Raw genomic sequence first — 23,816 nt, 5'->3', positions numbered from 1 at the left:
CGCATGAACCGTCGACTGGACAATGACCGCACCATCCGCGCTCCCCGCGGCCGCGACATCAGCGCCCGGAGCTGGCTGACGGAAGCGCCGCTGCGCATGCTGATGAACAATCTCGATCCGGACGTTGCGGAGCGTCCAAGCGAGCTCGTCGTCTATGGCGGCATCGGACGCGCCGCGCGCGATTGGGAGAGCTTTGACCGGATCGTCGCGGCCCTGCGCAAGCTCGAAGCCGACCAGACGCTGCTGGTCCAGTCCGGCAAGCCGGTCGGCGTGTTCCGGACCCATGCCGACGCCCCGCGAGTGCTGATCGCGAATTCCAACATCGTGCCGCACTGGGCGACGCTCGATCATTTCAACGAGCTCGATCGCCAGGGCCTGATGATGTACGGCCAGATGACGGCGGGGTCTTGGATCTATATCGGCAGCCAGGGCATCGTGCAGGGCACCTACGAGACCTTCGTCGAGGTCGGCCGCCGCCACTATGGCGGCAGCCTCGCCGGCAAATGGATTCTCACCGCCGGGTTGGGCGGCATGGGTGGCGCGCAGCCGCTGGCCGCGACCATGGCCGGCGCTTCGATGCTCGCGGTCGAATGTCAGCCGAGCCGCATCGAGATGCGCTTGCGCACCGGCTATCTCGATCGCCAGGCCGCAACGCTCGACGAAGCGCTGGCGATCATGGCGGATGCCGCGAAGACGAAGAAGGCGGTCTCGGTTGGCCTGCTCGGCAATGCCGCCGAGATTTTTCCTGAATTGGTGCGCCGTGGCGTCAAGCCTGATGTCGTCACCGACCAGACCAGTGCGCACGATCCGGTCAACGGCTACTTGCCGAAAGGCTGGACGCTCGCCGAGTGGGAAGCCAAGCGCGGCTCCGATCCGAAGGCGGTCGAACGCGCCTCCAAGACGTCGATGGTCGAGCACGTCCAGGCCATGCTGGATTTTCATGCGCAGGGCATTCCGACGCTCGACTACGGCAACAACATCCGCCAGATGGCGCAGGACATGGGGTTGAAGAACGCCTTCGATTTCCCCGGCTTCGTGCCCGCCTATATCCGCCCCCTGTTCTGCCGCGGCGTCGGGCCGTTCCGCTGGGCGGCGTTGTCCGGCGATCCCGAGGACATCTTCAAGACCGACGCCAAGGTCAAGGAGCTGATGCCTGACGACAAGCATCTGCACAATTGGCTCGACATGGCCAAGGCGCGCATCAAGTTCCAGGGCCTGCCGGCGCGGATCTGCTGGGTCGGTCTCGGCGATCGCCATCGCCTCGGCCTAGCCTTCAACGAGATGGTGGCGCGCGGCGAACTCAAGGCGCCGATCGTGATCGGTCGTGATCACCTCGATAGCGGCTCGGTGGCAAGCCCCAACCGCGAGACCGAGGCGATGAAGGACGGTTCGGATGCGGTGTCGGACTGGCCGTTGCTCAACGCCCTGCTCAATTGCGCCAGCGGCGCAACCTGGGTCTCGCTGCATCACGGTGGCGGCGTCGGCATCGGCTATTCCCAGCATGCCGGCATGGTGATCGTCGCCGACGGCACGCCGGAAGCGGCCAAGCGGATCGAGCGCGTGCTGTGGAACGATCCAGCCACCGGCGTGATGCGTCATGCCGATGCGGGCTACGACATCGCGATCGACTGCGCCCGTGACAAGGGGCTCGATCTGCCGAGCCTTGCGAAATAGTCGCGCCTGGTCTTCACCTCTCCCCGCTGGGGAGAGGTGAAGAGACCGTGCTCTCACGTGTCAGGCTTTGAGCAGCTTCGGCATCGTCGTCTTCGCGCCGTCCATGAACGTCTGGACGGCGTCGCGGACGATTGCGTCGAGATCGGGCGGGATCGGCGTCTCGTAGATGAACTTGCGGATGGCGAGATAGAAGATGCGGCCGTGCAGGCCCCAGAACAGCTCGGTCTCGCGTTCGCTCAGGGAGTGAGCCTTTGCGTCGGGCAGCTTCAGCTCATGGCGCAGCTCGGCGGCCGCCGGCTCGATGATCTCGCGGCGGACGATGTCGAGATAGCGACTGGTGATGCCGAACGACTTCATGCCGGAGAACACGAAGATCCGCACCCAATTATATTCGAACACGCGTGCGACGTAGTCGAGATAAAAGCGTGTGAGCCTCGCTTCGAGCGACAAGGAACGATCGTGGATCATCGGCCCCCAGTCGGGCGACCAGCGGCTGAGATAGACCTCCTGGTAGACCCGCTCGATCAGTGCCTCCTTGCTGGGGAAGTGGCGATAGATCGCCGAATGCGTGATGCCCATGCGCTTGGCGAGCTCGCGGGTCTGTCCTTCGAAGCCGCGCTCGGCGAAGAAGCGGATGGCCTCGTCCACGATCGCGCGCTCGCGGTCGGCCGCGCGCATGTTGCGACGCTTTGGCGCGGACCTGCTGCCTGTCTCGGTCCACTTGCGTACCGGTCGCCTCGCCGTTTTCTGCGCTTTTCGGGCCATTTCGTCGCTGAATCAACGTACCTCTGTCTTCATAGCCCAAGGTGCTTTTGTGACCAAATGGTCATTTTCTGTTGACCGGCCTCGGGAGGCGTGTCAGGATTTTGAGACCAGATGGTTACAAATCTGGCATCCCGGCTGGTGAGCCGATGGATCGAGGAAACGGCGGTGAAGGCGAGGGCTTTCAGCTATTTTCGTGCTGCGACGATCGACGAGGCGCTGGACGCTCATGCGCGCGCCGGCGATGACGCGCGCTTCCTTGCCGGCGGCCAGAGCCTGGTGCCGGCGCTCTCGCTGCGGCTGCAGGCGCCGCGGCTCCTGATCGACATCACCCACATTGACGAGCTGCGCGGGGTCAGGCGCGAAGGCGGCCATTTGCGCATCGGGGCTCTGACGCGCCACTGCGAGATGCTGAGCGAGCCATTGATCGCCGAGTTCGCCCCGCTGCTGCACGCGGCGGCGCCGTTCGTCGCCCATCCCGCGATCCGCAACCGCGGCACCTTCGGCGGCAGCGTCGCGCTCGCCGACCCTGCATCCGAATTTCCCGCGATGACGCTGGCGCTAGATGCCGAGATCGAGATCGTCGGCGCCTCAGGGCGCCGGCGCGTCAAGGCGGACGATTTCTTCATCGACCTGTTCGAGACGGCGTTGCAGCCCGGAGAGCTGATCACCGCAATTCATGTTCCGCTGTTCAAGGCCGACCAGCGCTTTGCATTCGACGAGCTGGCGCGGCGGCGGGGGGATTACGCCTTGGTCGGCTGCGGGATCATGGCGACGTGCACGGCCAGCCGCATCGACGACATCCGCATCTCGTTCTTTTCAGTCGGCAATACCCCGACACGAGCGAAAGAGGCAGAACGCTCCTTGATCGGCTCCCGTCTCGACGCGGAGCGTATCGCGGCTGCGCAAGGGGGGCTCGAAGGCGATCTTGCGCCGCCTGATAGCGACGAGGTGCCACCCGCGATGCGATTGCACCTCGCCCGGGTGTTGCTGGGACGACTGCTCGGACGTCTAGGTGAGGGCGCATGAGCGGCTTCGGCGAGACCCTGCTGGATGCGACCGACGAGACCGTGCGGGTCCGCTTCGTCGTCAACGGTCGCAAGGTCGCCTGCGAGGTCGCGCCGCGCGACACGCTGGTCGATTGCCTGCGCGACAAGCTCGAGCTGACCGGCACCCACGCCGGTTGCGAGATGGGTGCCTGCGGTGCCTGCCTGGTGCAGATCGACGGCCGCGCCGCGCATGCCTGCCTGATCTTCGCGGTGCAGGCCGACGGCGCCCGGATCGAGACGATCGAGGGGCTCACCGAGAGCGGCGTGCTTGCGGACCTCCAGGCCGAATTCCATCGCCGCAACGCGCTGCAATGCGGCTTCTGCACGCAGGGCATGCTGGTCAATGCCCAGGAGCTGCTCTCGCAGGTGGCGCAGCCGAGCCGTGAGGAGATTCGCGACGCGCTGTCCGGCAATTACTGTCGCTGCACCGGCTATGAAGCGATCGTCGATGCCATCGACGCCGTGGCCAAGGAACGCATGAAGGCGCGGAGCGCGGGCGGAGGCGGAACATGACCACGCCGTTGACCTCGCTCGACCGTCCGAACTCTTACATCGGCCGCTCTGTGCCGCGGCCCAACGCCAAGCGGCTGCTGGCCGGGCGGGGGCGCTATGTCAGCGATCTCAAGCTGCCGCGCATGCTCTATGCCGCGTTCCTGCGCAGTCCGCATGCGCATGCGAAGATCGTCTCGATCAACACCGAGCATGCACGCGCGTCCGAGGGCGTGCATCTCGTTGCCACTGGGGCTGACCTTGCCAAGATCTGCACGCCCTGGACCGGCACGCTCGATCATTTCAAGGGCATGACCTCTGCACCGCAATGGCCGCTGCCGCTGGATCGCGTGGTCTGGGCCGGCCAGGCGGTGGTTGCCGTGGTGGCAGAGAGCCGGGCGATCGCGGAAGATGCCCTGGAGCTGATCGAGGTCGATTATGAGGACCTTCCACTCGTGGTCGATATCGACGGCGCGCGCGAGGCCGGCGCTCCACTGGTCAATCCCGGCAGCGCCCATAACATTTGCTTCCGTGGCCAGCTCGACAACGGCACCGTGGACGACGCCTTTGCGTATGCGGTCCATGTGGTGGAGGAGGAGTTCTCCTTCGCCCGCCATACCGCGGTGACGCTGGAGCCTCGCGCCATCGTCGCGGATTACGATCCTGCCGCCGGCATGCTCACCGTGCATCACGGCACGCAGACCCCGTATCAGTTTCAGGACCTCTATTCACGCCACTACGGCATTCCGGAGGCCCGCGTCCGCGTCATCGCGACCGATATCGGCGGCTCTTTCGGGATGAAGCTGCATGTCTATCACGAGGACATGGCGGTGGTCGGCCTTTCGATCCTGCTTGGCCGGCCCGTGAAATACGTTGCCGACCGCATGGAGTCCTTCGTCTCCGATATCCATGCCAGGGATCATCGCGTCCGTGCCCGCATGGCGCTCGATGCCAAGGGCGAGATTCTGGCGATGGACGTGCTGGATCTGACCGCGATTGGCGCGTTCTCGACCTATCCGCGTACCAGCGTGGTCGAGGGCAACCAGGTGATCCGCCTGATCGGCGCGCCCTACCGCTTCAAGAACTATCGCGCGACGCTGGAGGTGATCTTCCAGAACAAGGTGCAGCCCAGCCAGTATCGCGCCGTCGGCCATCCCATCGCCTGCGCCGTCACCGAGCGGCTGGTCGACATGGCAGCAAGCAAGATTGGCCTCGATCCCTTCGCCATCCGCGCGCAGAACGTCATTCCCGACGATGCCTATCCGCAGACCTCGCCGACCGGCTACCGCTTCGAGGCGCTGTCGCATCAGGCCTGCCTGAAGCGCCTGCGCGAGCTGATGGATTATGACGCACTCCGCGCCGAGCAGGCGGACGTGCGCAAGCGCGGCATCTATCGCGGCATCGGGATTGCGGCCTTCGTCGAGATCACCAATCCGAGCCCCGCGTTCTATGGTGTCGGCGGTGCGCGCATTTCCTCGCAGGACGGCGCGATCCTCAGTCTGACGCCGTCGGGGGAGGTGCGGTGCCTGATCTCGGTCACCGAGCAGGGTCAGGGCACCGAAGCGATCATCAGCCAGATCGTGGCCGATCAGCTTGGCCTGGCGCAGGAACACGTCAAGGTCATCACCGGCGATACTGAGGTGACGCCGCATGGCGGCGCCACCTGGGCCTGCCGCGGCGCCGGCATCGGCGGCGAGACCGCGCTGCAGGCCACGCGCGCGCTCAAGCGCAACATCCTGGAGATCGCCGCGCTCATTCTGCAGGAGCAGCCGTCGGCGCTCGACATCGTCGACGGCGAGGTCGTGGACGCCGGAACGCGCAAGCCCCGTCTGCCGATCTCAGAGATCGCGCGGATCGCCTTCTTCCGCTCCGACACATTGCCGCCCGGCACGCAGGCACAGCTCACCGTGAGCCATCATTTCGCGCCGCAGGGCTATCCCTTTGCCTTCACCAACGGCATTCAGGGCTGCTCGCTGGAGGTCGATGTCGAGACCGGCCTCATCAAGCTCCTGAAACATTTCATCGTCGAGGATTGTGGCCGCGTCATCAACCCGATGCTGGTCGACGAGCAGCTCCGCGGCGGTATCGTGCAGGGGCTTGGCGCCGCGCTGTTCGAGGAATGCCGCTACAGCGAGACCGGCCAGCTCATGAACGGCTCGCTCGCCGACTACCTCGTGCCGATGCCGATGGAGATGCCCGACATCGTCATCGCCCATGTCGAGACGCCGACCGCCGATACCGAGCTCGGGGCCAAAGGTGTCGGCGAGGCGGGCACGGCGGCGGCCTCGGCTTGCGTGCTCAATGCCGTCAACGATGCGCTCACGCCGTTCGATGCGACGATCAATTCGATCCCGATCACGCCCACCAAAGTCCTGAAAGCCCTGAAGCGTTTCTAGAAAAAAGACAATTGGAGGAAATCATGCCCAAAGCCGGCTCGACGTCGAGAATACCCCGCCGCACCGCGCTCGCTGGCCTTTCGGCCGGCGCCGCTCTGCTTGCCATGCCTCGTCTCGGCCGCGCCGCAGACGAGACGATCCGCATCGGCTTTCCGACGCCGCTGACCGGCCCGTTCGCCGCCGAAGCCCGCGACCAGGTCAAATGCGCCGAGCTCGCCGTCAAGCTCGTCAACGACAAGGGCGGCATCGGCGGTCGCAAAGTCGAGCTGCTGGTGCGCGACGACAAGCTCAATGCCGGCGAGGCCGCGACCCGCACGCTCGAGCTGATCGAGAAGGACAAGGTTCATGCCGTGGTCGGCGCGCTCTCCAGCGCGGTGCAGCTCGCGGTCAACGAGGTCACCCGCGCCCGTGGCGTGATCTACGTATCCATCAGCCAGTCCGACACCATCAACGAGGCCAAGGATTTCAGCAAATACACCTTCCACGAGGCGCTGAACCCGCACATGACGACGGCTGCGGTCGCCCGGCAGACACTGAAGAAGGGCATGAAGGTCGCTCATCTCGTTGCCGACTATGCCTATGGGCATGAGATGCTGCGCGGCTTCAAGCGGGCGCAGGCGGCGATCGGTGCCGACAGCGTCGGCGAGATCCTGCATCCGTTCGGCGCCGCCGACTATTCCACCTTCATGCCGCGCCTGATGTCGATGCGGCCGGACGTGCTCTGCATCTCCAATTTCGGCCGCGATCAGGCCAATGCGATCAAGCAGGCGGTTGATTTCGGCGTCAAGCAGCAGATGAAGATCGTGGTGCCGGTGATCCTGCACAACCAGCGGCTCGCAGTCGGCCCCGACGTGTTCGAGGGCGTGGTCGGCGGCGCCAACTATTATTGGGGCCTGGAGACGCAGAGCAAGTCGGCAGCCAGCTTCAACGCGGCGTTCAAGGCCGCCAATGGCGGTGCGATCCCGACCGATTACGGCGCCTATGGCTATTCCGGTGTCGGATCGTTGCTGGCCGCGATGCAGGCCGCCGGCGGCACCGACACCGATAAGGTAATCGATGCGCTGGAGAAGCTGCAATATGATCTGACCAAGGGCCCGCAGCATTATCGCAAATGCGACCATCAATCGGTGCAGTCGGTGCTGGTGCTGGAATCCAAGAAGAAGTCGGCGATGGCGGGCGACAACGATCTGTTCGCCATTCTCGCGAACGACAATGGCTCGGACGACATGCTGCGCAGTTGCAGCGAGCTCGGCCACGCCACGTAAAGCCTGGCCGATGGACCTGTCGCTGATCATCATGCAGCTTCTCTCCGGGATCGCGCTCGGCGCGGTCCTGGTGATCACTGCGCTTGGACTGACGATCGTGTTCGGCATGCTCGGGGTGGTCAATTTCGCCCACGGTGCGCTGTTCATGATCGGAGCCTATGCGGGGCTGTATCTGGCATCGCTCACCGGAAGCTTCTGGTGGGGATTGCTGCTTGCTCCCATCCTGATCGGCGTCTTCGGCATGCTGATCGAGTTCGTCCTGATTCGTCGGCTCTATGGACGCTCGATCGATGATCCGCTGCTGCTCACCTTCGGCCTCAGCTACATCCTGGTTGAGGGCGTGCGCATCGTGTTCGGCAGCGACGGAATTCCGTTTCCGACCCCGCCGCAGCTGATCGGCGTGCTCGATCTCGGCATCGGCTTCTTCCCGCGCTACCGCCTGTTCGTCATCGTGCTGGTGGCGGTGGTGCTGCTGGTCCTCTGGCTGACGCTGGAGAAGACCCGCGTCGGCCTGATCGTACGTGCGGGTGCGCGCGATCCCACCATCATGCAGGTGCTCGGGGTCGATATCGGCCGGGTCTGGCTCGCAATCTTCGGGCTCGGGGTCGGGCTCGCCGCGCTGGGCGGCGTGCTCGCCGGACCCATGCGCAGCGTCAATCCGGAGATGGGCTCGCTGGTTCTGGCCGAAGCCTTTGTCGTCACCGTGATCGGCGGCCTCGGCTCGATCGTCGGCGCGGTCGTCGCCGGCCTGATGGTCGGCATTTCCATCAGCATGGTGGCGCTGTTCGCTCCTGAAATGGCGACCATCGTGATGTTCGCGCTGATGGCGGTGGTGCTGCTGATCCGCCCGCAAGGCCTGTTCGGCGTGAGAGGGAGGACGGCGTGACGGGACCATCGAGCGGCGAGGCGCTCGCCAAACCTGCAGCCAGCGGGCTCGGCCGGGTCCTCGACCACCGCGTGCTGCTGTCGATCGCAGTGCTGGCGATATTGCCCTGGCTGCTGCCGTCCAAGGCGCTGGCCGTCAACGTCCTGATCTACGGCGTCGTGGTGATGGGCTACAATCTGCTATTCGGCTACACGGGGTTATTGTCGTTCGGCCAGGCGGCGTTCTTCGGTGCGGGGGCCTACTTCACCGGCATTGCGATCGGCCGCTATGGCGTGCCGTGGTTTGCCGCAGTCGCGCTCGCCGTGTTGCTCAGCACCTGCCTTGCGGCTCTGATCGGGGTCATCTCGACCCGCACCCGTGGCATCTATTTCTCCATGGTGACGCTCGCTTTGGCGCAGCTGGTCTACTACGTCGCGCTCCAGGCGGCGTCCATCACCGGCGGAGAGAACGGCCTGCGCGGCTTCACCGTCGACCGCGTCAGCCTGTTCGGCCTCCAGGTCAATTTCCTCGACCCCGTCAACAAATACTACGTGCTGATGGCCTTCGCGGCGCTGGCGCTTTGGTTCCAGTCACGCATCCTGAACTCGCCGTTCGGGGCCGTCATCGAGGCGATCCGGGAGAACGAACAGCGCGCGCGGGCCTGCGGCTACGACGTCGAACGCAGCAAGTTGGTCGTGTTCATGCTGTCGGGGGCGATCTCTTCACTCGGTGGCTGCATGCTGGCGCTGCATCTGTCGATCGTCCCGCTCGACATCCTGCACTATCAGACCTCGGGCATGATCGTGATGATGGTGCTGCTCGGCGGTGCGCGCAGCTTCTTCGGCCCCTTCGTCGGGGCGGCCAGCTTCCTGATCCTGGAAGATGTCATCTCGCTCTGGACGCCGCACTGGCAGATCTTCGTCGGCGCGATCTTCGTGCTGTTCGTGCTGTTCCTGCCCAAGGGCATCTGGGGCACGCTGCTGGATGGCTTCGGCATCGGAAAGGCGCGGCCATGAGCGGCGAACTGCTTCGTGCCGAGGGGATCGGCAAGCGCTTCGGTGGCTTCGTCGCGCTCGAAGGCATTACCGTGTCCTTTGCCGCCGGGCAGCTCACATCGATCATCGGACCGAACGGCGCCGGCAAGAGCACCTTCTTCAACATCCTCTCCGGCGCACTGACGCCGACGTCCGGCAAGCTGCATTTCAGAGGGCGCGAGCTGAATGGCCTGCCGCAGCACCGCTTCGTGCATCAGGGTATCTCGCGCTCCTACCAGATCACCAACATCTTTCCGGACCTGTCAGTGCATGAGAACGTCCGCGTTGCGGCCCAGGCTCTGACCGTGAGCTACGATATCTGGCGAAGCCGCGCCCGGCTGTCCGAGCTGAATGCGCGTGCCGATGCGGCGCTGGAAGCGGTCGGGCTGCTCGGCAAGCGTGCCGAACTGGCAAAATTTCTCTCGCATGGCCAGCAGCGCGCGCTGGAGATCGCGATCGCGCTGGTATCCGAGCCGGAATTGCTGCTGCTCGACGAGCCGACCGCAGGCATGGGCCCGGAAGAGACCAAGGACATGGTCGCGCTGCTGGAACGGCTCGCCGACAAGCGCACCGTGCTTCTGGTCGAGCACAAGATGAAGATGGTGCTGGGCCTGTCGAAGCGCGTCGTGGTGCTGCATCACGGCCAGCTGCTCGCGGACGGCGCGCCCGACGAGATCAGGAGCAATCCGGAAGTCCGCCGGGTCTATCTCGGACAGAGTGAAGGCTATGGCTGAGACCGCATTGCTCGAAATCGAGAACCTCCATGCCTGGTATGGCGCAAGCCATATCCTGCATGGCATCTCGCTGCACGTGAACGAGGGCGAGGTGGTCGCGCTGGTTGGCCGCAATGGCGCCGGCAAGACCACGACCTTGCGGGCGATGATGGGCCTGATGCCGAAGGCGACCGGCCACGTGCGCTTCGCGGGCAGGGATCTCCTGCCGTTGCGGGCCCATCAGCGCTTCCACCTTGGCCTTGCCTATGTGCCCGAGGAGCGCCGCATTGTGCCCGGCCTGTCCGTGCGCGAGAATTTGCGGCTTGGCCTCGTCGCGGCCGGCAGCGACATCGAGGAGCGAGCGGCAATCGACGAGATCGCCGAGACCTTTCCGCGCCTGAAGGAAAGGCTCGACCAGGAAGGCGTCACGCTCTCGGGCGGCGAGCAGCAGATGCTGGCGATCGCGCGTGCGCTGATCGCAAGACCCAAGATGATCCTGCTGGACGAGCCCTCGGAAGGCATCATGCCCGTCCTCGTCGAGGAGATGGGCGTGCTGTTCCGCCGCCTGCGCGACGAGGGCAAGACGCTGCTGCTGGTCGAGCAGAACGTCGAATGGGCGCTGCGGCTGGCCGACCGCGCTGTGATCATCGATCAGGGCGAGGTCGTGCACCAGAGCAGCGCCGCGGCGCTGCTCGCGGACAAGGACATCCAGGAGCGCTACTGCGCCGTCTGACGCTAAGGCATGATCCGGAAAAGCGCGAAGCGGTTTTCCGGAAAGATCATGCGCAAACAAAAAGCTAAAGCGCGATGACGATTCATCCAAGTCTCATCGCGCTTTAGGCCACACCTTGGCTCCGCTGCCGTCGAGGCGCTGGCGTTCGTTCGCCAGATAGTCGACGATCGCATCAGCCGGCATGGGTTTGGCGAAATAATACCCCTGGATGAAATCGCAGCCGAGCCGGCGCAGGCTGTCGAGCTGGGCGCGGGTCTCGACGCCCTCGACCACACAGGCGATCTCCATGTCGTCGCAGAGGCCCGCGAGCGACTTGACGATCTTGTGGCTCACCGGATTCTCGTTGATATCGGCGACGAAGCTGCGGTCGACCTTGATCTTGTCGAGCGGCAACCGGTGCACGTGGCTCAACGACGAATAGCCGGTGCCGAAATCGTCCAGCGATATGCCGCAGCCCATTGCCTTCAGCGTTGCGATCGACTGCTGCGCGCGCACGAAATCGAAGGTGACTGCGGTCTCGGTAATCTCGAAGTCGATTCGGCGCGGCGACAGGCCGCTTTTCTCGATGATCGAGATCAGGGGCAGGATGCCTTCGGCGGCACAGACGTCGTGAGCGGACAGGTTGAACGACAGGCGGATGTCATCGGGCCAGGCTCTGGCGGTTGCCAGCGCACGCGCCAGCAGGGCCTGCGTCAGGGGGCGGATCAGGCCGATGCGCTCGGCGGCGGGAATGAAGTCGGCAGGAGAAACCCAGCCGAGACGGGGGCTGTGCCAGCGCGCCAGTGCCTCGAAACCCGCGGTGTGCTCGCTCATCGCGTCGACGATTGGCTGGAACACCAGGCCCATCTCCGCGCCGAAATCGGAGGTGCGCAACAGGTTCTCGATGACGCCGCGGCTGCGGATCTCGGCTTCGAGCTCGCTCGAGAAGATCACGGTGCGGCCGCGCAGATGGCGCTTGGCGTGGTAGAGCGAATAGTCGGCACATTCATAGAGCGCTTCGGACGTCGTCGCGGAGTCCGGGAACAATGCGAAGCCGATCGAGCAGGACAGCCCGGTATGGGCGGTGTCGAGTTGATACGGCAGCTTGACCTGACTACCGATGCGTTCTCCGAGCCGCATCAGGTCCGAATCCTCGGGATCGCCGCATACGACGAGGCCGAACTCGTCGCCGCCGAGCCGGGCGAACTCCACGCGCTGCGGGCCGAAGCCCTCGCAAACCTCGCGGATGCGCAGGCCGGCCTCGATCAGGACGCGGTCGCCGACCGAATGGCCGTAATTGTCGTTGATCGGCTTGAAGCCGTCGAGGTCGATGATGCCGACAGCGACGCGAACGTTTCTGCGCTCGGCGTCGGCGAAGGCGCTCGACAGTTCGGCGAAGAAGCGGCGGCGGTTCGGCAGGTCGGTGAGGGAATCGAGATTGGCCAGGCGGAAATTCTCGTCCGAGAGCGCCTGCGTCGCCGCCTGTTGCGCGAGCAGCGACTTGCGGCTGGCGACGAGATCGGCGAAGTCGCGGGAATAGATGAACAGCACCGTCACCATCGCACCGGAAACCAGGAGGTTGTTGACGGCGATCGCCTTCAGCGTCGGCTCGCCCGTGGCGAAGAAGAACAGCACATAGGGCACGTCGACGATCAGCGTCACGATCAAGGCCGCCGAACGCAGATGCATCAGCGAAAAGATGCAGCCGATCACGGTGACCGCCATGTAGAAGGCAACCTGGCTCTTGGCGAAGGGATCGCCATAGGGGTAGAGCGCGAAGGACCAGGCGGTGAAGCCGGCGCCGATCGGCAGGGTCAGCCAGTTGGTGGCGCGCAGATTGCGCAGGACGTCGGCGTCGCTGCGCACGAGGTGACGCTGGTGCAGCCACCAATAGGTCCGCAAGCCGGCGAGCACGGTGAGCACGCTCGGCACGATCATCGTCAGCCAGTCCGGCGCCACGTTCACATAGGTGTAGGCCACCGCGATCGTGTTGCTCATGAGGATGAAGTAGAGCAGCGGGACCTGCTTGGAAAAGGCGTCGAACTGCGCACGCATCAGATCCGGATTGTCGGCCGGAACGCGAAACAACCGTATCGTGGCGGCGAGATGAGACTTCAAATCGGCGAAAGGCATTGAAATACGAGCCCGGATCCCCTGAAAACAGGGGCGATCTTGCACGGCGGGGGTAAAGGGCGCGTTAGATTGATCCCGCGCCGACGGGCCAGCGCGGGGTGCACGCTGGCAGATCCCTACCCGTCAAGTGCATTGGTGAGGCCGCGTTAACGATAAGAGGCCGCATCAGCAGACCTATCGGCAGCAAAGTCCTGCCAGAACCGCTACGGTCCGCTAACCATGTGCTCAGGCGCAACGTCTTGCCGCACCTCTCCCCTCGAAGGCAAGGCCATCGCGTATGGAGTGCACGATGCGGCGGCCCTGGGCTCCCTCTCCCGCAAGCGGGAGAGGCGGAGGCAAGTCCGCACACAGTCCTCGTGAAATCCATATGCGGTTGCCCTCCTCGATGGAAGAGAGGTGACAGACCGCATCCAATGACCGCTACTTCTTTTCGAGCGCCGCGGTCTGCTTGGCGAGTTGCTTGTCGAACTCCTGCGACAGGCCGGTCGCATAGGTTGCAAGCTCGTCCGGTTTGACGAACGGATTCGGCGCGCCGTCCTTCATCTGCGCGCGCTTGGCCTGCATGCCGTAGACCTCCGGATGGGGGCCGAGCAGCACGTCGATCTTCATCTCTTTTACCTTGGCGTAGGTCGCGCGATAGTCGTCGACGATACCGGGATAGGTCGGCTGACCGACCAGCCTGTTCAGGGCCACAGTGCCGCTGCAGAAGAACAGCACCTCGCGGCTCTGATTGCCGTCCTTGACGGTCATCTCCCAGCTCGTGCAACCCGGCGAGTGGCCGGGCGTCGCATGCGCAGTCAGCGTGGTGTCGCCGAGCGTTACCTTATCGCCTTCCTTCACCGTACGGTCGACCTTCACCGGTGGGAAGGCGAGGTTCTCGTTTTTCTCGTCGCCGGGATAGTAGCCGCCTTCGAGCAGCGGCTTGTCGCGCTCGCCGGCGATGAGCTGCGCGCCGGTTTCCTTCTTGATCTCGGCAAAACCGCCGGTGTGATCGAGATGCGCGTGCGAGTTGAGGACGATTTTGATGTCGGCGACCTTGAAGCCGAGCTTGGCGATGTTGTCCTTGATCATGCCGGTCGACTGGGGCATCGCCGTGTCCATCAGGATCAGGCCCTGCGATGTCTTGATAGCGTAGACGGCGATACCCTCGGTCCCGACATAGTAGATGTTGCCGATGAGCTGGAACGGCTCGAACGGCGCCGTCCACTTCTGCATGACCGTCGCCAGGAAATCCTCGATGGTCTGCGCTCGCGCGCCCGTCGCGAGCAGTGCCAGCGCGCACAATGCCGCCGTGATCGTTCTCATGGTTTGCCTCCCATCGTGTTCTTGTCGTTTTGATCGGGCGGATATCGCGGCTCGACCGCGCGCAGGTTACGTTGCGGCCGGCATTGCCGGCAACTGCTTCGTGTGAGGAACATTGATCCGCCGCGCGGGATAGCAGCCTGTCGGCGAAAAGCCGGGTGGGAGGCTTAGCGCCCGATGGTCACGCCGGCGATCGAGCGCATGGCGCCTCTGAGGCTGGTCGCGTTCATGTCGTCGAGCATCTGTCGCGTCAGCACGGTGGTCTGGCCCGGCGTGTTGAGGATCGACTCTCCGCGCGAGGAGGAGAGCCGGTCGGCCTTGTAGGACGCGGCTGGATCAGTGGCGCCAACGGTCGCGACGTCATGACGTGTCCGTTTGCCGGCAGCGACGGCCGGCTGTGAGATGCAAAATGTAGCGATCACGACCAGAAGCAACGGGCTTGTGTGCATATGCGATTTCCCATGTCGGGATATCAGCCTAGCACATCGCGGCGGTCGCAGGAGAAAGGATCAGGCGAGAGCAGCCTGGCGTTCCCGGGCCGGTTCGCGGACCCGCTCGAGTTTCCCGGGTTCGGCCAGCCGCGTGAAATTGCGATGGCTCGCCTGCACGGGGGCGTCCACGATGACGCCCTCGCAGACGATCTGTCCGCCGAGCAACTTGAATTCCAGCTTGTCGTAGCGCGGCATTGTCTCGCCGGGCGCGGGCGGCAGCAGCCCGATACTACCCTGGATGTTCAGCGTGGCTTCGCCGGTGCCGTGAAGCCGAGGATTCCACATTCTGATCCCGCTTTCCGCCCAGCGCTGCCGGATCAGCGTGGCGCGATCGGTAGGTTCGGCGGCTCTCGCACGTGCTTTCGGCGTGCTGCGTCGTTGCGGAGAAGGAGAGACGAGAACCGGAGCTGTCTCGATGTCGGTGACGACGCTGGCCGCTTCGGTGGAACTGTGCTGCGCGACGGCGGGCACAGCAAGATCCGCAGCAGCCGGCTCGATGACCATGGCATCGCCGAGCGAGGGAGCGCTGTCGCGGCGATTCTCGGGAGCAGGCTCTGCCGGCGCTTCGGCATCGGCAGATGTGACGCGCGACTCGCCTAGGGTCGGCTCAACGTCCACGTTGGCATCAGGCGAACAATCATCGTCCGTGACGAGGGCAGGAGCATCAACGGGAGCACCCTCGACGTCGAGGGGCGACGACGATGTCTCAGCCAGGACGTCGGCCTCGGCCTCGACCGGGATTGGATCGGTGCTGACGCCGGGTTCCGCGGCTTCGACCGGTTGGCTGACGGCATCGGTCGCAACCGGCTCCACGTCGACGGACTCGACCGTCACGGCGATTTCCACCGCAGGATCGTTGCTGATGACGGGCTCGGGAGCATCTTCTGTCGCGACTTCGATCTCGGCGGCCGGGACCGAAGACTCCGGCTCGACGACCGGCTCGATGTCGGACGGCGTCTCGCGGGAGGAATCGTCGTTAGCGCTGGCGTCGGTTGGCGCGGCCGGCGGACTCTCCGCGACAATGGAGATTGCAGTATCATCCTGGAGAGAAGGAGCCGCGAGGTCGGCGTCGTCGCGCGCCGAAACCGTGTTGGTCACGGTGACGTCAGCCGAGGCGGCTTCCGCGATGGTTTCGGCTGCGATGTCTTTTGCCGTAGTGTCTTCGTTGATGACAGGCGAGACGTCCTCGACGGCCGGCGGGACGTCGATGCTGCCGCCATGCGGCGCTGGCCGAAGCCGGGCGAAAGCCCATTTCACCGCAGGGATGCGGCGCAGCAACGATATCAGTCTCGAAAGCACTAGGAGTTGTCCAAGAGGTACTCGGGCGTGAGGCAATCGCTGATTCGTCAGCAATATCAAAAGCTGCCCCGGCCGTCACATCCCTGTCAATGTAGGCGAGATCAATTGCAGAACATCCACACGTTCCTCGCGTGGGTGGTGACCGAATGAAATGCAGCCGTCACCGAGAGGCTGCGTCGTCGTGAAGCCATAGCGTGACCGCATGCCGATGCCAAGATGAGCTTCTTCATCTCGTTCTCCTCCTGGGTTCACCGTCAACAACTTGCGCGGAAGGGTCGTTCCCAATCGACGCGCGTCGCAAGGATGGTCCAGGGAGTCATGCACCGAAGGTGGGGTTCCCTGCGTCGGCCGCTCCGGGTAGCTTGGAACACCCGCCATCTGGTGCGAGGACGAGGGATGAAGAGACGAGTTGCCATCGGAGCGGTTTTGCTCTGGTCCACGATCGCGGTTGCGCAGGATCGCGCCATCACTGTGGCCTCCACCACCTCGACGGAACAATCAGGCCTGTTCGGCCATTTGCTGCCGCTGTTCGCAGAGGAGGAGGGCATCAGCGTGAAGGTCGTTGCCGTCGGTACCGGCCAGGCGCTGGATATCGGGCGGCGCGGCGATGCCGACGTGGTGTTCGTCCATGACAGGGCAGCCGAAGACAAGTTCATGTCGGAAGGGCAGGGTGTGAGGCGCTTCGACGTCATGTACAACGACTTCGTCATCATCGGCCCGAAGAGCGATCCCGCCAAGATCACCGGCAGCAAGGACGTCACGGATGCGTTGCGCAAGATCGCGGCGGCCAAGGCGCCGTTCGTTTCGCGCGGCGACAAGTCCGGCACGCATGCGGCCGAGCTCCGGCTTTGGAAGGAAGCGGGCGTCGACGTCGGCGCGGCAAAGGACGGCTGGTATCGGGAGATCGGCCAGGGCATGGGCCCGGCGCTGAACATGGCTTCGTCGTCGAACACCTATCTGCTGTCGGATCGCGGCACCTGGCTGTCGTTCAAGAACCGCGGCGAACTCGCCATCCTGATGGAAGGGGACAAGCGGCTGTTCAACCAGTACGGCGTCATGCTGGTCAATCCTGAAAAGCACCCGAACGTGAAGGCCAAGGACGGGCAGGCCTTCATAGACTGGCTCCTCTCGCCGAAGGGACAGGAGGCGATCGCCGGGTACAAGGTCGGCGGCGAGCAGCTATTTTTCCCCAACGCGTCCCACTAGCAGGAAGGCGACGGTCGACACCGCGACGCTGAGCGCGAGCAGGATCAGCCCGAGCCCGAGCGCCAGCGGCAGGGCGCCCTTGCTGGTCTCCAGCGCGATCGCGGTCGTCATCGTGCGCGTGAAGCCGCGGATGTTGCCGCCGACGATGATGATGGCGCCGACCTCGGCGATGGCGCGTCCGAACGCGGCGAGAAAGGCCGTCAGCAGCGAAGTCCGGCCGAGCGCGAACAGAAGCGCCATGCTGCGGAAGGCCGACAGTCCGTCGATCCGCGCCAGATCGCCATATTCCGCCCATAGCAGGCTGGCGGGCCGATGCACCAGCGCCACCACGATCGGGGTGGCGAGCAGCGTCTGCGCGATCACCATGGCGGCCGGCGTGAACAGCAGTCCGGCCGCTCCGAGCGGGCCGGACCGCGACAGCAGAAGATAGAGCGCGAGCCCGACCACGACCGGCGGAAGGCCGAGCAGCGCATTGGTCAGCACGATGATCACCTGCCGGCCGCGGAAACGGGTGATCGCGAGCAAGGTCCCGATCGGCGCGCCGATCAGCAGGGCAATGATGCTCGCGGTCAGGCTGACACGAACCGACAATGCGACGATGCCGAGCAGCTCAGCGTCGGCTCCGCGGATCAGCGAGAACGCAGCGCCAATGGATCGTACGAAGTCGTTCATCCGGCCTGACGCTGTTGCGCCGGGCGGAATGGCTCCTGATCGTCGATATCGGCCGTTCGAAATCGCCTCACGGACTGGTTCCAGCGGGTTTTGTTGACAGCCACAGAATACCCGGGAGTGACGGTTTGAAAACGCGGTTCAATCAAAAAGCTGTTGGTGCCGCGTCATGCAGGCTCTTCTGACGTGATTCCCGGAGGGCTCCGCCTTTCGCAAGCCCAAAGCCATCGCGCGAGCAGGACGGCGAGAGCCGCCCCGACGAATTGAGCGGCAATGAAAGCCGCTACGCCTTGTGGGGCAATACCCGCGAATGTGTCGGACAGCGAACGGGCAATGGTGACCGCGGGGTTGGCGAACGACGTGGACGAGGTGAACCAGTATGCCGAAATGATGTAGAGGCCGACGGCGTAAGGAACAGCAGTGATGGTGCGATGTCCGACCCCGAAGATCGTCGATAGCAGACCGAAGGTGGCCACGGCCTCGGCCAACCATTGTCCGGCCCCGGCACGGTCTGTGAGAGAAAGCTGGAGGACAGGAAGCTCGAACATCAGGTGGGCAACCCCCACACCGGCGATCGCGCCGGTGATTTGGGCGATGGAGTAGGTCGCAGCGTCCGTCCATGGCACTTCGCGGCGCAAGGCGAATGCCAGCGTCACAGCCGGATTGAAATGGGCACCCGATATCGGGCCGAAGGTCAGGATCAGCACCACGAGGATGGCGCCGGTGGCGATCGTATTGCACAACAGCGCCAGTGCGACGTTTCCACCGGACAGTCGCTGCGCCATGATCCCGGAGCCGACCACGGCGGCGAGCAGGAACGCCGTCCCGAGCCACTCGGCGAAGGCGCGCTGTGCGAGGCTCGGCATCAGGCGTCGCGATCCAGCCGCACGCGCTCGCCGTCTTCCTTGACGAATTCGCCCCGCTGCGGTGGCAACAGATCCAGCACCAGTTCGGAGGGGCGGCAGAGTCTGACGCCGTTCGGCGTCACCACGATCGGCCTGTTGATCAAGATCGGATGCGCCATCATCCCGTCGAGCAGCTGATCGTCGGTCAACGCCGCGTTGCCGAGCCCGAGCTCCGCATAGGGTGCCGCCTTTTCGCGAACGGCCTCGCGCACCGAGATCCCCATGCGGGCGATGAGCTGCTGCAGCAGGGCCCGCGACGGCGGCGTCTTGAGATATTCGATCACGTGCGGCTCGATACCGGCGTGGCGGATCATGGCAAGCGTGTTGCGCGACGTGCCGCACTCGGGATTGTGGTAGATAATCGCGTCCATTGCGGATGCCCCCTTGCTCAGCAGCAGGCCCGCGAGGTCGCCGGCGCCACCTGCGGCGCACAGCAGGCCGACTGCTGCTCCGGCTTCTCGCGAGCGACCCGAGCCTGGTTCTCGCCGGTGCCGTCGCCGTAATCGGTGTCGATGGAACGGGGGAGATCCTCGACGGACACGTGAACGTGCAGGCGCTTCATGGTCTATCCTTTCAGGCTGCGGGCACTTTGCTGCGCTGTCGCGCCGGTTTCGACGGCTTTGTCGGAGCGCATGACCCCCCGCCGCAGCAGTTTTCGGTCAGGAAGCCGATGAGCGCGTTCATGGTCTCGAACCGCCCCGCATAGATCATCGAACGCCCCTCGCGCCGGACGGTCGCGAGCCCGGCCATCCGCAGCCGGTCGAAGTGGAAGGTCAGCGTGTTGGGGGCAAGACCCAGCGCCTCAGCCACGGCGCCGGCAGTCAGGCCGCCGGGACCGGCCTGCACCAGCAGGCGGAAGATGTCGAGGCGATTGTCCTGAGCGAGCGCGGCGAGTGCTGCGACGGCGTCCCTCTTTTCCATATTTCAACGAGTATTGAAATAATGGACGGCTGTCAATCGGGATTGGAGCCCGGTGAGCCCCGATCTCGATATTGCAATCGGCCTTCGAGGTTCAGCGTTTGACGGTCGCCGATGCCGAAATCGCGGGGACGGCGGCGATGCTCTGCTGCCAATAGCGTTCGATCTGGTCGATCAGGGCGGGCGGCAGCGGGACGTAGTTGAGCGTCTCGGCCTGGGACTTGCCGTTGTCCAGCACCCAGCGGACGAAGTCGACGGCGGCTGCGGAGCGCTCTGGATATTTCGGGGTCTTCGGCATCAGCACGAATGTCGTCGCCGTGATCGGATAGGCGTCTTCACCGGGCGCGTTGGTGAGCACGAGATGGAAGTCCTTCTCCGCTTTCCAGTCCGCGCTGGCGGCCGCGGCCTGGAAAGACGCGGCGTCGGGCACGACGTAGTTGCCGGCGCTGTTCTGCACGATTCCGAAGGAAATCCGGTCGAGCCGTTGCAGCGCGTAGGTGTATTCGAGATAGCCGATCGCGCCAGGAATAAGACCGACGAGCGAGGCGACGCCGTCATTGCCCCTCCCGCCGAGGCCGAGCGGCCACTCGACCGCGGTGCCTTCGCCCATGCTCGCCTTCCATTGCGGACTCACCTTCGCAAGATAGTTCGACCAGTTGAACGTCGTGCCGGAGCCGTCGATGCGATGGACCACCGTGATCGGCGCGTTCGGCAAGCCGATGTCGGGATTGATCGCGCTAATGGCGGGGTCGTTCCAGGACTTGATCTTGCCGAGGTAGATGTCGGCGAGTACCTGCCCGGTGAAGCGGACCTGGCCGGGCTTGACGCCGGCAATGTTGATTACGGGGACGACGCCGCCGATCACGATCGGGAATTGCATCAGGCCGAGCCGGTCCAACTCCTTCGGGTCCAGCGGCATGTCGCTGGTGCCGAAATCGACGGCTTCTTTCTTGATGAGGTTGAAGCCGATCCCGGAGCCGACCGCCTGATAGCTGACGACATTTCCGGTCTTGGACTTGTATGCGTCGGTCCATTTCGCCATCACGGGCGACACGAAGGTTGAACCGGCTCCTCTGATCTCCGCTGCCAGGCCTGGCGTTGCGACGAGCAGGGCGGTGAGGATGATTGGAAGTGCAATATGCTTCTTCATTTGCGCGACGCTGACAGCTGGGCACGAAGCCGATGTGGTCGATGTCACAATCGCTGCGCGAGGGATTCGCGCCGGCTATTGCGCGTCAACCACACCACACGGTCAGCGGCGCCGCGTCGTCCGATTGATGTAGATCGAGGATGGTCCGAAGCGTGCCTGGCCCAGCCGTCCCTCCGCCTGCGACGGGCAAGGGCAGGGGCAAATTCGGGGGTAAGCCGCGGACCGGAAGGCCAAATCATGCCTTTTTGCGGCTGGCGGCGGCTTTATTCCGGCCATGGATGCTTTAAGGAGAGGGCGGATCAGGTCGCAGCCGCCCCGTGGCGGTGCTAGACCCTGGTGCAGGAACAATGGGGCCGTGCCGTGCTGGCGCGCCCGCTAGGATGAGAAGGATATGAGGCAATGATCCAGACCGTTGGCATCATCGGGGCAGGGACCATGGGGAACGGCATCGCGCAAATCTGTGCGGCGGCCGGGCTCTCGGTCGTGATGGTCGATATTTCCGATGCGGCCGTGAACCGCGGGCTTTCGACCGTCGGCGGCAGCCTCGATCGCCTGGTCAAGAAGGAGAAGATGTCGGCGGCCGATCGCGAGGCGACGCTCAAGCGCATCACCGGCACCACCGACCGGGCGAAGCTGTCGGACTGCGACCTGGTCATCGAGGCCGCGACCGAGAATGAGGAGCTCAAGGTCAAGATCCTGAAGGACCTCTGCGCCACCCTGTCGCCGCGCACGCTGGTCGCGACCAATACGTCGTCGATCTCGATCACCAAGCTCGCTGCCGCGACCGACCGGCCCGACCGCTTCATCGGCATGCACTTCTTCAATCCAGTTCCGGTGATGGCGCTGCTGGAACTGATCCGCGGCTTACAGACCTCGGACGACACCCATGCCAAGGCGCTCGATTTCGCCCAGCGCGTCGGCAAGGTGGCGATCACCGCCAAGAACAGCCCAGGTTTTGCCGTCAACCGCATCCTGTGCCCGATGATCAACGAGGCGATCTTCGCGCTTCAGGAGGGCATCGCGACGGCGGAAGAGATCGACGCGGGCATGAAGCTCGGTTGCAACCATCCGATCGGGCCGCTGGCTCTGGCCGATCTCGTCGGGCTCGACACCATGCTTTCGGTGATGGAGGTCTTTTACAAGGGCTTCAACGATCCCAAATATCGGCCAGCGCCGCTGCTGAAAGAGATGGTCGATGCCGGCCATCTTGGCCGCAAGAGCGGGCAGGGCTTCTACACTTATAGCGCCTGATCAGGGCGACCGGCGGCGGGCTTATGACGTCCGCCGCCGCATCCCGCACTTTGCGCTGCGACAAAGACGCCGCGCGCAATTGGCTCGACAATGTCGAACGGCCCGCGGGCATAACGGAACGGACACAAAGGACATGTCGGATCGACTGAAGGCCGAGCGCGAGGCGGCGGCCGCACGGCGGAACCTGTTGACCCAGGATGCGATCGAACGGACCGGGATCACCGAGGAGATGATCGGGGAACTCGTGACCCGCTTCTACGGACGCGTGCGCGAGGACGCAAAGCTGGGGCCGGTGTTCGGGATCGTGCAGAACTGGGACGAGCATCTCGCCAAGCTCAGGGATTTCTGGTCCTCGGTCGTGCTGATGAGCGGCCGCTATCACGGCTCCCCGATGCGGGCGCATCTGCCGCTGAGCCTGGTGGGTGATCATTTCGACCGCTGGCTCGATCTGTTCGAGCAGACCGCGCGCGAGGTTTGCCCAACCCCGGCAGCTAGCCTGTTCATCGACAAGGCGCGCCGCATCGCCGACAGCTTCGAAATGGCGTCCGCAACCGTTGCCGGTTCGATCGCCGCGCCGCGCCACGTACTCAGGTCCTGATCCTGATAACGACCAGCGACCCGGCGCTCACAGAATATGCAGCTGTATTGCTCCGCTTGCTTTGCGCACCGCGACGGAGAGCGCGCTGCACCAATTCCGGCATCATTGGTCTGATCTGCAAAATCATCATGCCGATCGCGTGGTGCGACGTTGAAATTGCGAAAACGCGCATGAATGCGTTCACTGCCGTTCAATCAACACGAGCAAAGCCATATTGATGCACTGCGGTGCCAACTCTTCGCCTTGTTTTCGGCAGAGTTCCAGCGCCTGCTTGTGGACATGTCCCGCGCATCGATCACGTCCAGTTCTGCATCGTCCGAGAGCCCTACGGATTCCGACGTCGACGCGCGCGCCGCGCGGACGCGGCGGACGGTCCTGCTTGGCGCACTCGCCACCACCGCCTGCCTCGGTTGTTCCGCGCATGCCCGTGCGGACGAGGATCCGCCGGGCTCCGACGAACGGCCTCAGAAGGGTGATTTGCTGGTCTTCTCCGAAGGCGACAAGGAGGGAAAGCTCATCACGGCGGCCGACCTGCCCGCCGGCGGACCGCCGGTGCATGCCTGGCCGAAGGACCCCAAGACATCGGTGGTGCGCAGCGCCTCTCGGCTCAACGAGATCCTGATCATCCGGCTCGATCCCGCCGAGCTCGACGAGAAGACCAAAGCGCGCGCCGTCGACGGCATCATCGCCTATTCGGCGATCTGCGCGCATGCCGGCTGTCCCGTCACCGCCTGGGTGAAGAGCGATGTCGGCGACAAGGAGGTGTTCAAGTGCATGTGTCACAATTCCGAATACGATCCTCGTGCGGACGCACAGGTCGTGTTTGGACCGGCGCCGCGACGGCTCGCTGCGCTGCCGCTCGCGCTTGCTGACGGCTCGCTCAGCGTCGCCGGCAACTTCATCGGAAAGGTAGGTGGCGCGCAGCCAGGATGATG

Annotated in this window: 25 protein-coding genes; 13 read left to right on the top strand and 12 right to left on the bottom strand. The window is 64.4% G+C overall.

Annotated features, from left to right (window positions below):
* The first annotated feature begins 3 nt into the window (after positions 1-3).
* Positions 4-1,674, top strand: a complete 1,671-nt coding sequence (gene hutU / locus X268_RS23090; RefSeq protein WP_128927050.1) for a urocanate hydratase — start codon at positions 4-6, stop codon at positions 1,672-1,674.
* A gap of 60 nt (positions 1,675-1,734) precedes the next feature.
* Here hutU and X268_RS23085 read toward each other — a convergent pair whose 3' ends face one another.
* Entirely contained in the window at positions 1,735-2,352 is a 618-nt protein-coding gene (locus X268_RS23085; RefSeq protein ID WP_164937880.1) for a TetR/AcrR family transcriptional regulator, read from the bottom strand.
* 252 nt (positions 2,353-2,604) lie between these two features.
* On the opposite strand from X268_RS23085, the gene X268_RS23080 reads away from it, so the two are divergent.
* Genes X268_RS23080 through X268_RS23045 form a run of 8 tightly spaced genes read left to right on the top strand, consistent with a single transcriptional unit; the run spans position 2,605 to position 10,980 of the window.
* The gene (locus X268_RS23080; protein ID WP_128929356.1) at positions 2,605-3,465 is read left to right on the top strand and encodes an FAD binding domain-containing protein; all 861 of its coding nucleotides are present in this window, start codon (positions 2,605-2,607) and stop codon (positions 3,463-3,465) included.
* Entirely contained in the window at positions 3,462-3,998 is a 537-nt protein-coding gene (locus X268_RS23075; RefSeq protein WP_128927048.1) for a (2Fe-2S)-binding protein, read from the top strand. Before X268_RS23080 ends, X268_RS23075 begins: the two co-directional genes overlap by 4 nt.
* Positions 3,995-6,370, top strand: a complete 2,376-nt coding sequence (locus X268_RS23070; RefSeq protein WP_128927047.1) for a xanthine dehydrogenase family protein molybdopterin-binding subunit — start codon at positions 3,995-3,997, stop codon at positions 6,368-6,370. Before X268_RS23075 ends, X268_RS23070 begins: the two co-directional genes overlap by 4 nt.
* A gap of 23 nt (positions 6,371-6,393) precedes the next feature.
* Positions 6,394-7,635: an ABC transporter substrate-binding protein gene (locus X268_RS23065; protein ID WP_128927046.1), complete on the top strand. Its 1,242-nt coding sequence runs from the start codon at positions 6,394-6,396 to the stop codon at positions 7,633-7,635.
* A gap of 10 nt (positions 7,636-7,645) precedes the next feature.
* The gene (locus X268_RS23060) at positions 7,646-8,521 is read left to right on the top strand and encodes a branched-chain amino acid ABC transporter permease (protein WP_128927045.1); all 876 of its coding nucleotides are present in this window, start codon (positions 7,646-7,648) and stop codon (positions 8,519-8,521) included.
* Entirely contained in the window at positions 8,518-9,516 is a 999-nt protein-coding gene (locus X268_RS23055; RefSeq protein WP_128927044.1) for a branched-chain amino acid ABC transporter permease, read from the top strand. The genes X268_RS23060 and X268_RS23055 overlap by 4 nt, the downstream gene beginning before the upstream one ends.
* A complete protein-coding gene (locus tag X268_RS23050; protein ID WP_128927043.1) occupies positions 9,513-10,268 on the top strand; it encodes an ABC transporter ATP-binding protein in 756 nt (251 codons plus the stop codon). The genes X268_RS23055 and X268_RS23050 overlap by 4 nt, the downstream gene beginning before the upstream one ends.
* On the top strand, positions 10,261-10,980 hold the full coding sequence (locus X268_RS23045; RefSeq protein ID WP_128927042.1) for an ABC transporter ATP-binding protein: 720 nt from the start codon (positions 10,261-10,263) through the stop codon (positions 10,978-10,980). Before X268_RS23050 ends, X268_RS23045 begins: the two co-directional genes overlap by 8 nt.
* A gap of 93 nt (positions 10,981-11,073) precedes the next feature.
* Here the strand turns inward: X268_RS23045 and X268_RS23040 are convergent, their stop codons facing one another.
* The 5 genes from X268_RS23040 to X268_RS40565 form a co-directional block, all read right to left on the bottom strand.
* Complete coding sequence (locus X268_RS23040; protein WP_128927041.1) at positions 11,074-13,092, bottom strand: putative bifunctional diguanylate cyclase/phosphodiesterase; 2,019 nt, start codon at positions 13,090-13,092, stop codon at positions 11,074-11,076.
* Between the two features lie 420 nt (positions 13,093-13,512).
* Positions 13,513-14,397 carry a BJP family subclass B3 metallo-beta-lactamase gene (gene blaBJP / locus X268_RS23035; protein WP_128927040.1) on the bottom strand — a complete coding sequence of 295 codons (885 nt, stop codon included), beginning with the start codon at positions 14,395-14,397 and terminating at the stop codon, positions 13,513-13,515.
* A gap of 164 nt (positions 14,398-14,561) precedes the next feature.
* Positions 14,562-14,843 (bottom strand): Plug domain-containing protein, encoded by a 282-nt coding sequence (locus X268_RS23030; RefSeq protein WP_128927039.1) that lies wholly within the window; start codon positions 14,841-14,843, stop codon positions 14,562-14,564.
* A 60-nt stretch (positions 14,844-14,903) separates the two neighbouring features.
* Positions 14,904-16,163 carry a hypothetical protein gene (locus X268_RS23025; protein ID WP_128927038.1) on the bottom strand — a complete coding sequence of 420 codons (1,260 nt, stop codon included), beginning with the start codon at positions 16,161-16,163 and terminating at the stop codon, positions 14,904-14,906.
* Positions 16,164-16,285: 122 nt separating this feature from the next.
* Positions 16,286-16,414 carry a hypothetical protein gene (locus tag X268_RS40565; protein WP_283818273.1) on the bottom strand — a complete coding sequence of 43 codons (129 nt, stop codon included), beginning with the start codon at positions 16,412-16,414 and terminating at the stop codon, positions 16,286-16,288.
* Between the two features lie 166 nt (positions 16,415-16,580).
* Between X268_RS40565 and X268_RS23020 the strand changes: the two genes are divergently transcribed.
* Positions 16,581-17,390 (top strand): ABC transporter substrate-binding protein, encoded by an 810-nt coding sequence (locus X268_RS23020; RefSeq protein ID WP_128927037.1) that lies wholly within the window; start codon positions 16,581-16,583, stop codon positions 17,388-17,390.
* On the opposite strand, the gene X268_RS23015 is transcribed toward X268_RS23020, so the two are convergent.
* The 6 genes from X268_RS23015 to pstS all read right to left on the bottom strand — a co-directional run bounded on the left by X268_RS23015 (position 17,364) and on the right by pstS (position 21,032).
* Complete coding sequence (locus tag X268_RS23015) at positions 17,364-18,062, bottom strand: ABC transporter permease (RefSeq protein ID WP_128927036.1); 699 nt, start codon at positions 18,060-18,062, stop codon at positions 17,364-17,366. The two genes, X268_RS23020 and X268_RS23015, sit on opposite strands and share 27 nt — an antisense overlap.
* Before the next feature lie 164 nt (positions 18,063-18,226).
* Positions 18,227-18,925, bottom strand: coding sequence for an MIP/aquaporin family protein (locus X268_RS23010; protein ID WP_128927035.1), 699 nt, complete (start codon positions 18,923-18,925; stop codon positions 18,227-18,229).
* The gene (gene arsC, locus X268_RS23005) at positions 18,925-19,335 is read right to left on the bottom strand and encodes an arsenate reductase (glutaredoxin) (protein ID WP_128927034.1); all 411 of its coding nucleotides are present in this window, start codon (positions 19,333-19,335) and stop codon (positions 18,925-18,927) included. Before arsC ends, X268_RS23010 begins: the two co-directional genes overlap by 1 nt.
* A gap of 17 nt (positions 19,336-19,352) precedes the next feature.
* Complete coding sequence (locus X268_RS23000) at positions 19,353-19,526, bottom strand: hypothetical protein (RefSeq protein ID WP_245477612.1); 174 nt, start codon at positions 19,524-19,526, stop codon at positions 19,353-19,355.
* Between the two features lie 11 nt (positions 19,527-19,537).
* Positions 19,538-19,885: an ArsR/SmtB family transcription factor gene (locus X268_RS22995; protein WP_128927033.1), complete on the bottom strand. Its 348-nt coding sequence runs from the start codon at positions 19,883-19,885 to the stop codon at positions 19,538-19,540.
* 91 nt (positions 19,886-19,976) lie between these two features.
* Positions 19,977-21,032, bottom strand: coding sequence for a phosphate ABC transporter substrate-binding protein PstS (gene pstS, locus X268_RS22990; RefSeq protein ID WP_128927032.1), 1,056 nt, complete (start codon positions 21,030-21,032; stop codon positions 19,977-19,979).
* A gap of 399 nt (positions 21,033-21,431) precedes the next feature.
* Between pstS and X268_RS22985 the strand changes: the two genes are divergently transcribed.
* From X268_RS22985 to X268_RS22975, 3 genes are all read left to right on the top strand, one after another.
* Entirely contained in the window at positions 21,432-22,283 is an 852-nt protein-coding gene (locus X268_RS22985) for a 3-hydroxybutyryl-CoA dehydrogenase (protein WP_128927031.1), read from the top strand.
* 133 nt (positions 22,284-22,416) lie between these two features.
* Positions 22,417-22,881, top strand: a complete 465-nt coding sequence (locus X268_RS22980; RefSeq protein ID WP_128927030.1) for a group III truncated hemoglobin — start codon at positions 22,417-22,419, stop codon at positions 22,879-22,881.
* A 279-nt stretch (positions 22,882-23,160) separates the two neighbouring features.
* On the top strand, positions 23,161-23,814 hold the full coding sequence (locus X268_RS22975) for a QcrA and Rieske domain-containing protein (protein ID WP_128927029.1): 654 nt from the start codon (positions 23,161-23,163) through the stop codon (positions 23,812-23,814).
* Positions 23,815-23,816 lie beyond the last annotated feature (2 nt).

Source organism: Bradyrhizobium guangxiense, assembly GCF_004114915.1.
Classification (GTDB): domain Bacteria; phylum Pseudomonadota; class Alphaproteobacteria; order Rhizobiales; family Xanthobacteraceae; genus Bradyrhizobium; species Bradyrhizobium guangxiense.
Note: the sequence above shows the minus strand (reverse complement) of the source record. Positions and strands in the feature narration are given on the sequence as shown.

Excerpts from the sequence above, each read along its gene's own strand:
- hutU (WP_128927050.1), top strand. The coding sequence starts at position 4 with ATGAACCGTCGACTGGACAATGACCGCACCATCCGCGCTCCCCGCGGC.
- X268_RS23085 (WP_164937880.1), bottom strand. The coding sequence starts at position 2,352 with ATGCGCGCGGCCGACCGCGAGCGCGCGATCGTGGACGAGGCCATCCGC.
- X268_RS23075 (WP_128927048.1), top strand. The coding sequence starts at position 3,462 with ATGAGCGGCTTCGGCGAGACCCTGCTGGATGCGACCGACGAGACCGTG.
- X268_RS23070 (WP_128927047.1), top strand. The coding sequence starts at position 3,995 with ATGACCACGCCGTTGACCTCGCTCGACCGTCCGAACTCTTACATCGGC.
- X268_RS23065 (WP_128927046.1), top strand. The coding sequence starts at position 6,394 with ATGCCCAAAGCCGGCTCGACGTCGAGAATACCCCGCCGCACCGCGCTC.
- X268_RS23060 (WP_128927045.1), top strand. The coding sequence starts at position 7,646 with ATGGACCTGTCGCTGATCATCATGCAGCTTCTCTCCGGGATCGCGCTC.
- X268_RS23050 (WP_128927043.1), top strand. The coding sequence starts at position 9,513 with ATGAGCGGCGAACTGCTTCGTGCCGAGGGGATCGGCAAGCGCTTCGGT.
- X268_RS23045 (WP_128927042.1), top strand. The coding sequence starts at position 10,261 with ATGGCTGAGACCGCATTGCTCGAAATCGAGAACCTCCATGCCTGGTAT.
- X268_RS23040 (WP_128927041.1), bottom strand. The coding sequence starts at position 13,092 with ATGCCTTTCGCCGATTTGAAGTCTCATCTCGCCGCCACGATACGGTTG.
- blaBJP (WP_128927040.1), bottom strand. The coding sequence starts at position 14,397 with ATGAGAACGATCACGGCGGCATTGTGCGCGCTGGCACTGCTCGCGACG.
- X268_RS23030 (WP_128927039.1), bottom strand. The coding sequence starts at position 14,843 with ATGCACACAAGCCCGTTGCTTCTGGTCGTGATCGCTACATTTTGCATC.
- X268_RS40565 (WP_283818273.1), bottom strand. The coding sequence starts at position 16,414 with ATGAAGAAGCTCATCTTGGCATCGGCATGCGGTCACGCTATGGCTTCA.
- X268_RS23020 (WP_128927037.1), top strand. The coding sequence starts at position 16,581 with ATGAAGAGACGAGTTGCCATCGGAGCGGTTTTGCTCTGGTCCACGATC.
- X268_RS23015 (WP_128927036.1), bottom strand. The coding sequence starts at position 18,062 with ATGAACGACTTCGTACGATCCATTGGCGCTGCGTTCTCGCTGATCCGC.
- X268_RS23010 (WP_128927035.1), bottom strand. The coding sequence starts at position 18,925 with ATGCCGAGCCTCGCACAGCGCGCCTTCGCCGAGTGGCTCGGGACGGCG.
- arsC (WP_128927034.1), bottom strand. The coding sequence starts at position 19,335 with ATGGACGCGATTATCTACCACAATCCCGAGTGCGGCACGTCGCGCAAC.
- X268_RS23000 (WP_245477612.1), bottom strand. The coding sequence starts at position 19,526 with ATGAAGCGCCTGCACGTTCACGTGTCCGTCGAGGATCTCCCCCGTTCC.
- X268_RS22995 (WP_128927033.1), bottom strand. The coding sequence starts at position 19,885 with ATGGAAAAGAGGGACGCCGTCGCAGCACTCGCCGCGCTCGCTCAGGAC.
- pstS (WP_128927032.1), bottom strand. The coding sequence starts at position 21,032 with ATGAAGAAGCATATTGCACTTCCAATCATCCTCACCGCCCTGCTCGTC.
- X268_RS22985 (WP_128927031.1), top strand. The coding sequence starts at position 21,432 with ATGATCCAGACCGTTGGCATCATCGGGGCAGGGACCATGGGGAACGGC.
- X268_RS22980 (WP_128927030.1), top strand. The coding sequence starts at position 22,417 with ATGTCGGATCGACTGAAGGCCGAGCGCGAGGCGGCGGCCGCACGGCGG.
- X268_RS22975 (WP_128927029.1), top strand. The coding sequence starts at position 23,161 with ATGTCCCGCGCATCGATCACGTCCAGTTCTGCATCGTCCGAGAGCCCT.